The sequence below is a fragment of the Winogradskyella sp. genome (assembly GCF_016744625.1).
Classification (GTDB): Bacteria; Bacteroidota; Bacteroidia; order Flavobacteriales; family Flavobacteriaceae; genus Winogradskyella.
This window is the reverse complement of sequence record NZ_JADGDZ010000131.1, coordinates 1-7,174: the sequence shown is the minus strand read 5'-3', so window position 1 is coordinate 7,174 and position 7,174 is coordinate 1. Positions and strand designations below refer to the sequence as shown.

General features: G+C 30.4%; 9 protein-coding genes. All 9 read left to right on the top strand.

The genetic code is table 11. From position 1 onward, the window contains the following. Nucleotides 1-122: 122 nt before the first annotated feature. Nucleotides 123-1,190 carry a cytochrome c peroxidase gene (locus QZZ53_RS16450; RefSeq protein WP_296386722.1) on the top strand — a complete coding sequence of 356 codons (1,068 nt, stop codon included), beginning with the start codon at nt 123-125 and terminating at the stop codon, nt 1,188-1,190. 93 nt (nt 1,191-1,283) lie between these two features. Further along, the gene (locus QZZ53_RS16445; RefSeq protein WP_296386720.1) at nt 1,284-1,547 is read left to right on the top strand and encodes a hypothetical protein; all 264 of its coding nucleotides are present in this window, start codon (nt 1,284-1,286) and stop codon (nt 1,545-1,547) included. 142 nt (nt 1,548-1,689) lie between these two features. Continuing rightward, the gene (locus QZZ53_RS16440; RefSeq protein WP_296386718.1) at nt 1,690-2,208 is read left to right on the top strand and encodes an outer membrane beta-barrel protein; all 519 of its coding nucleotides are present in this window, start codon (nt 1,690-1,692) and stop codon (nt 2,206-2,208) included. A gap of 85 nt (nt 2,209-2,293) precedes the next feature. Continuing rightward, nucleotides 2,294-3,142 carry an ABC transporter six-transmembrane domain-containing protein gene (locus QZZ53_RS16435; protein ID WP_296386716.1) on the top strand — a complete coding sequence of 283 codons (849 nt, stop codon included), beginning with the start codon at nt 2,294-2,296 and terminating at the stop codon, nt 3,140-3,142. Between the two features lies 1 nt (nt 3,143). Then, nucleotides 3,144-3,386 carry a hypothetical protein gene (locus QZZ53_RS16430; RefSeq protein WP_296386714.1) on the top strand — a complete coding sequence of 81 codons (243 nt, stop codon included), beginning with the start codon at nt 3,144-3,146 and terminating at the stop codon, nt 3,384-3,386. Nucleotides 3,387-3,442: 56 nt separating this feature from the next. After that, nucleotides 3,443-3,838 (top strand): DUF2147 domain-containing protein, encoded by a 396-nt coding sequence (locus tag QZZ53_RS16425; RefSeq protein WP_296386712.1) that lies wholly within the window; start codon nt 3,443-3,445, stop codon nt 3,836-3,838. Nucleotides 3,839-3,843: 5 nt separating this feature from the next. After that, nucleotides 3,844-4,794, top strand: coding sequence for a sterol desaturase family protein (locus QZZ53_RS16420; protein WP_296386710.1), 951 nt, complete (start codon nt 3,844-3,846; stop codon nt 4,792-4,794). A 12-nt stretch (nt 4,795-4,806) separates the two neighbouring features. Beyond that, entirely contained in the window at nt 4,807-5,997 is a 1,191-nt protein-coding gene (locus QZZ53_RS16415; RefSeq protein WP_296386707.1) for an aromatic ring-hydroxylating dioxygenase subunit alpha, read from the top strand. Then, a complete protein-coding gene (locus tag QZZ53_RS16410) occupies nt 5,990-7,069 on the top strand; it encodes a ferredoxin--NADP reductase (protein ID WP_296386706.1) in 1,080 nt (359 codons plus the stop codon). The genes QZZ53_RS16415 and QZZ53_RS16410 overlap by 8 nt, the downstream gene beginning before the upstream one ends. Nucleotides 7,070-7,174 lie beyond the last annotated feature (105 nt).

Below are 7,174 nucleotides of genomic sequence, written 5' to 3'. Positions count from 1 at the left end.
AAGATTCATTTTATTCTAAATTAATATTTTGATTTATATCAAAATAATGATTAATAGATCTCTTTAACTTTGAAATAGAATTTCGTTTTAACTCTCAAAATTCATATTCTAAACTATAAAACATGAAAACAATTATTCTTCTATACATCTCTTTATTTATCTTTTCATGTTCAAAAGACAATGAAAGGCATACGCCTATATCTAATGTATATAATTTAGAACATGAAGGATTACCTAATCCTTATATTCCGGATGATAACCTTTTAACAATTCAAGGTGTAGAATTAGGTAGAAAGCTTTTTTATGAAAACATGCTTAGTAAAGATGAATCTATTTCTTGTGCCACTTGTCATGTTCAAGCAAATGCATTTTCTGACATTAATCAGTTTTCTATAGGAGTAAGAGAATTACCAGGAACAAGACAATCTATGGCGATTTTTAATATGGCTTGGAATGATAATGATTTCTTTTGGGATGGCAGAGCACATACATTAAGAGATCAGGTTTTAATGCCTATTCAAGATATTTTAGAAATGGATGAAACCCTTGAAAATGTCATATCCAAACTTCAAGGAAATCTTGAATATGTGACATATTTTGAAGAAGTATTCGGAACCCCTGAAATTAATTCAACAAATATTTCTTTAGCTTTAGAGCAGTTTGTTCATTCTATCGTTTCAAACAAAAGTAAATATGATAAATTTCTAAAAAATGAAGCTACTCTAACTCCTGCTGAAGAAAGAGGGAAAAATTTGTTTTTTAAAAAATATGACCCATTGTCGCCTAATACTGCCTTTGCAAATTGTGCTCAATGTCATGGCGGACCAAATTTTGAAAATGATGACTATATGAATAATGGACTTGATTTTGAATCTGACATTACAGATATTGGAAGAGCTAATGTTATAAATTCTGCAAGTAGCATAGGTACATTTAAAGTCCCTTCTTTACGAAATATTGAATTAACACCACCTTATATGCATGACGGTAGATTCCAAACGTTAGAAGAAGTCATAGATCATTATAGTGAAGGCATTAAATATTCTTCTACAGTAAACCCTACATTATTAAGTATTTCAAATTTAGGCCCACTTTTAAATGAACAACAAAAATCGGACATTGTAGCTTTTCTAAAAACATTGACTGATTACGAACTCATTTCTAATCCTAAATATTCCAATCCATTTTAAAACAAACTTTTTAAGATAGAAAATTTCATCACTAATCTTATATAGAAAAGAAGTTGCTTCGTAAATTTGGAATAATGTTTTATATATTGAGAAATGAAAAAACCAATTAAATGGCGAACTATATCTGCTTTAATTCTAATGTATATTGCTATCATTATGAACTGGCAATGGGCTTGGGGAATTTTATTCTTTATTTGGGTAATTCCAGATTTGCTAAATGGAATCACCTATTTTATTGAACCTATAGAAAAAAAGGAAAGACCACTACTCTATTGGGTAATTATAATCAGTTGGATTTTAATGGCTATCTATTCACTCTCTACATTATTTATAGATTACAATCAATTTTATTATTAACATTACTTCTATCAATAGTATTTTTTTGATCTAAATCAAAATCTTTCAATATTCCTTATTTAAAAGCTTGTTTTGACCTATGTCAAAAGATTTATCGTAGATACTCAACATCTTTGCATCATATTAATTTATTAAACAATTTATGATGAAAAAAATAATGATTTTCGCAACAGCTATGATGATAAGTTTAACTGCTTTTTCACAAGACAAAAAGATTAAAATTGGTGCTTTTGGAGCTGTTCCTATGGGAGACACCAAAGATGTTTCTAAAACAGGGTTTGGTATAGATGCTACTTATCTATTTGAAGTATCTGATAAATTTGACCTAGGGTTTTCTACAGGATTCTCATTCTTTGCAGGTAAAAAAGTTAAAGTACTAAATAACGACAACTCTGTAAGTACTTTTAAATATAATAGTGCAAAGTATATTCCTATAACAGGAGCTGTAAGATTTAACGCTACAGACAAGCTTTATATAGGAACAGATATTGGTTATGCTATTGGAATTGGAGATGATGTAAAAGGTGGTTTGCATTACAAGCCAAGAATTGGTTACCAAATCACAGATCTCATAGGAATAAACATGTCTTATACAGGTTTAAAAGTAAAAGGAGGCACATGGAAGACTCTTAATTTAGGAGCAGAATTTAGCTTGAAATAGCTTAGAACACGCAATAATTTGAGTTAAAAAACCAGGGATATCTTCTCTGGTTTTTAATATATAAATCATTTATTCCAATAGAATTATGAGCCATAATTATTCAATAAAATCCATTTTTAAACGCTTTAAATGGAAAATCTCCATTACCTTCTTACTTCTAGTCATTGAGAATGTATCAAAAGTATTACAACCATTGGTATTAGGTATTGCAATAAATGATCTCATAAACAAAAAAAATGATGGTCTCTTATTATTTTGTTTGCTCTATGGCATTAGTTTTCTCATTGGAGTAATTAGACGATATTACGATACCAGAGCATATACGTCAATTTACACTAATGTGGCTTCAGAAATTGCAGAAGCACAAAACCAAAAAGATATTTCGGTTTCTTCTATAGCTGCAAGAAGTTCTTTAATTAAAGAACTTGTAGACTTTTTTGAACACGACGTTACTTTAGCCTTTACTTCATTAATTGGTGTAGTTGGTGCTTTAGTAATGCTAGCTCTGTTCGATTGGTGGATCTTTGGAGCTTGTCTATTAACCATTTTTCTAATTTTTATTATCTATTCGCTTAGTAATAAAAAAATATACAGTTTTAACATTGGATTAAATGATGAGTTAGAGCACCGCATCACTATATTAGAATCAAGAGAACAAAAAGGCATTATTATTCATTTTAAAAATATTTCGAATTGGATGGTTAAATTGTCTGATCTTGAAACTCTAAACTTCGGAATCATTGAAATACTATTATTTGTTCTAGCTGTTTTTGCACTTTATATTTCGGCTAGTACAGAAAATGTAACAGCAGGAAGTATTTTCTCAACCATAACTTATATTTTAGAATTTTCTAATGGTATATTTATGTTGCCAATTGTATTTCAACAACTCATAAGACTACAAGAAATAAGTTCGCGATTAAAATCGATCTAAAATGACTAAATGGAAAACCTTACTCGCTTTAATTTTAATGGCAATCGCTATTTATTTTAATTGGAGCTGGTTTTGGGCTGCATTCATAATGCTTGGATTAATTCATGTTATAAAAAGTGGAGAAATTCACTTTGTTGAAGCTGTAAAAAGAAAAGAAACACCCAAACTCTATTGGTTTATGGTTGTTATCTGGTCTTTATTAGCACTCTACTCAATTTTAAGCTATTTGAATATTTTGACATAAGTCAAATCTTTATACGATTCTTATTATGACATTTGTAGTATCAAAATTAAAATAAAATGAAAACTCTTATTAAAATAATTTCTTTACTAATTATTACGATCACTTTTAATGCATGTGCCCAGCAAGATAATATAATTGGCGTTTGGGATGTAAAAAACGATTATTACCAAGCCATTTATGAAATTGTAGAAAACGACAATAAATTCTTCGGAAAAGTACATTATTACAATGACGGTACAACGGAATATAAAGGCGATAATAAAAAAGAAGACTATTTTTTAACTAATGTTGAGTTAAAAGATGGAAAATACATCAACGGTAAAATGTATTTACCAGATGGTAGCTTCTATAATGTCATTTTCACTTTAAAAGACAAAAACACACTAGAGGCATTAATGACTGTAGAAAAGTTACCATATACAGAAATCTGGACTAGATCTACTTCAAATTAGTAATTATGAGTAATACAAAACTTCTTATTTATAGTTTGCTAATAATAGGTGTTATCACAGGAAGTGTTCATGCCGCGGCAAATTTTTTTAACCTAACTGATTTATTCTCTGAATCAGTAGATTATTGGTTTTATATCGTTAATGACCTGAGTTTAATTTATATAATCATTCCTTTTTTCTTTATTGAAATAATTAGATATGGTGTAATTAAAAAACTAGGTAAAGAAATAGTATTAGACTCAATAGCGAATGTAATTACATTTGGAGCGTTTACTATTATTGAGTATTCGCTTGGATTGTTGGCAATTACTAAAGTATATTATTGGATCCATTATAATTTAAGCTTAGAGCATTTACCTCTTAACATTGTAACTATTTTCGGAGCAATACTTTTAGCAGATTTTGCTTATTATTGGGATCATCGTACAATGCATCGAATAGGAATAGGCTGGGCTACACATACTGTACATCATAGCTCTGAACATTTTAACATGTCTGTGGCTTATCGTTTTGGACCATTAGATGCCATTTTTCCTATTATTTTCTCATTACCTATAGTCATGTTAGGATTTGATCCTCTATTAGTTTTAGCTGCCGAAATTTTTGTGCAAGTATTTCAAACACTATTGCACACGGAAATTATTGGAAAATTACCAAAACCTATTGAAAACATATTCAACACTCCATCTCACCATCGTGTTCATCATGGTTCAAACAGACAGTATTGGGATAAAAATTATGCAGGAATATTAATCATTTGGGACAGAATGTTAGGCACTTTTGAACCAGAAGTAGAAAAAGTACGCTATGGTATTTCAGAACCTTTAAATAGTGTTAATCCAGTTAAAGTATTTTTACATGGATTATCAAGGTTTTATAGAAAACTTGGAAATGTAAGTGGTTTTAAAAACAAGATATTAGTATTTATAAAGCCACCTGATTGGATGCCGAAATAATAATAATAAATTATGATTGGCAAGAAAAACATGATGCACGAACTTCCGGTTGAAGCGTATACATCTCAAGAATGGTTCGATTTAGAGCAAGAGCATATTTTCAGTAAAACATGGCAGTTTGCAGGTTTGGTAGAAGATGTATCAAATGCAGGTGATTATATTTCTGTACAAGCAGGATTAAATAATATCTTTATTATAAAAGGTCGTGATAATCGTTTACGCGCATTTCATAATATGTGTCGCCATAGAGGTACTCAGCTCTTACGTGCTGTTGGTAAAAATCAAAAAGCAATTACATGTCCTTATCATGATTGGACTTATGATTTAGAAGGTAAACTGGTAAGCATACCTAAAAAAGAAGAAGAATTTCCTGATTTATGTAATAAAGAATTACACGATTGTGGATTAAATCTTCATGAAGCATCAGTTGATATTTTTAAAGGAATGTTATTTGTACATCCTGAAAAAAATGCACCAAATATTATGGAATATTTCGGTGCTATTGAACCACATTTAGGACCTCATATTCCAGAAGAATTGATTGAGTATAAAGAAGGTATTTACTCCAAAGAAATAAAGTCTAATTGGAAAATTGTTATTGAGAACAATATTGATCACTACCATCTAGCACATTTACATGAAGGCACATTAAATATGTACGATCATGCAAAAGCAAAATTTGGTTGGGAAGGACCACACTATTGGTTTTTTGAGCCACTAGTAAAAGATTATATGAATGATTTAAAAAACGCAGTACAATCTCCATTAATCGACCATGTGCCAATGGATAAAATAGGTGCTTATGTACCTTGGTTTTTCCCAAATATAGGTCTAGCAGAAAGTGAAGCTAGTTGGAGTACATTTCATGTTTTACCATTGGCACCAGACAGAACCTTAGTTACATTTCGTACCAAAACAGCCAATGTTAGCGAGTGGGAGTATACTAAACAAGCAGCAAAATCTGCAATGAGTAGTGTATGGAGTAAATATGGTAACAAAGGAAAATATGAAGGAGACTCAAGCGATCCAATGGCTTCAGGTGATTTTATGAAAGAAGATATATATGCGTGTGAACAGCAACAAAAATCATTAAGCTCTCCTATGTTTAGCGTTGGTGCGCAAGCCCAAAGAGGAGAATTTGCTGTTAGCAAGTTCCAAAGCGTTGTTAAAGAATGGATTGAAAAATATAGAGATAATGGCTAAATTCTATCAATTAAAAATACGCGAAGTAAAAAAAGAAATTGAAGATGCTGTTTCTATTGCATTTGATGTTTCTGATGATTTGCTTGATACATTCAACTACAAACCTGGTCAATATCTTACTTTAAAATTTAAGATTAATAACGAAGAAGTCCGTAGATCTTATTCACTTTGCAGTTCACCAATTTTAAATGAACCTTTAAGAATTGGAGTAAAACGTGTTATAAAAGGATTAGTATCTAATCATATTAATGACAATCTTAAAGAAGGAGATTTAGTTGAAGTAATGCCACCAGATGGTCGTTTTTTTGCAGATATAAAAAAAGAAAATTACAAAACTTATTATTTATTCTCTGCTGGAAGTGGCATCACTCCTATCCTATCTATATTAAAAACAATCTTACCAACCGAAGAGCGTAGCTATGTACATATGATATATGGCAACAGAAGCCAAGATTCTATAATGTTTAATGACGAATTAGAAGAACTTAAAGAGCAATATAAAGACCGATTTATTTTAGTTAAAACTTTGAGTCGTCCAAAAAGTAATTGGAGTGATTTATGGAAAACTTCAAAAGAGCAACCGTTTAGAAAAGGACGTGTAGATACTGAAGCTGTAGAGTGGTTTATAAACGAACATCCACCTTATGCCCAAAATGCCGAATATTATATTTGTGGTCCAGGAACCATGATAAAAAACACAAAAAAGGCTTTAAAAAATATTGATGTTCCCAACAACCGTATCTTTATAGAAAGTTTTGGAGGTGGTGACTCAAAAGATACTACAGAAGCTTATGGAAATGCTAAACTAACAGCAATTTTAGATGGTGAAACTATTCAAACTACTATTCCGAAAGGGAAAACTATTTTAAGAACACTTATTGATGCTGGTAAAGAACCGCCATACTCTTGCGAAGGTGGTGTTTGTTCTACTTGTATATGTAAACTAAAGACAGGAAAGGTTCACATGAAAACTAACCTTGCATTATCTGAAAAAGAAGTAGATCAAGGTTATATTTTAAGTTGTCAAAGTATCCCACTTTCTGAAACTATAGAAATAGAATACAAAAAATAACTTATAATTTATTTGTCATATTAAAAGCTTAATAGTTTCTTATCTATTAAGTTTTTTATTTGATATTCCAACATTTCATTACTTCTTTTTGACATACGTCAAAAG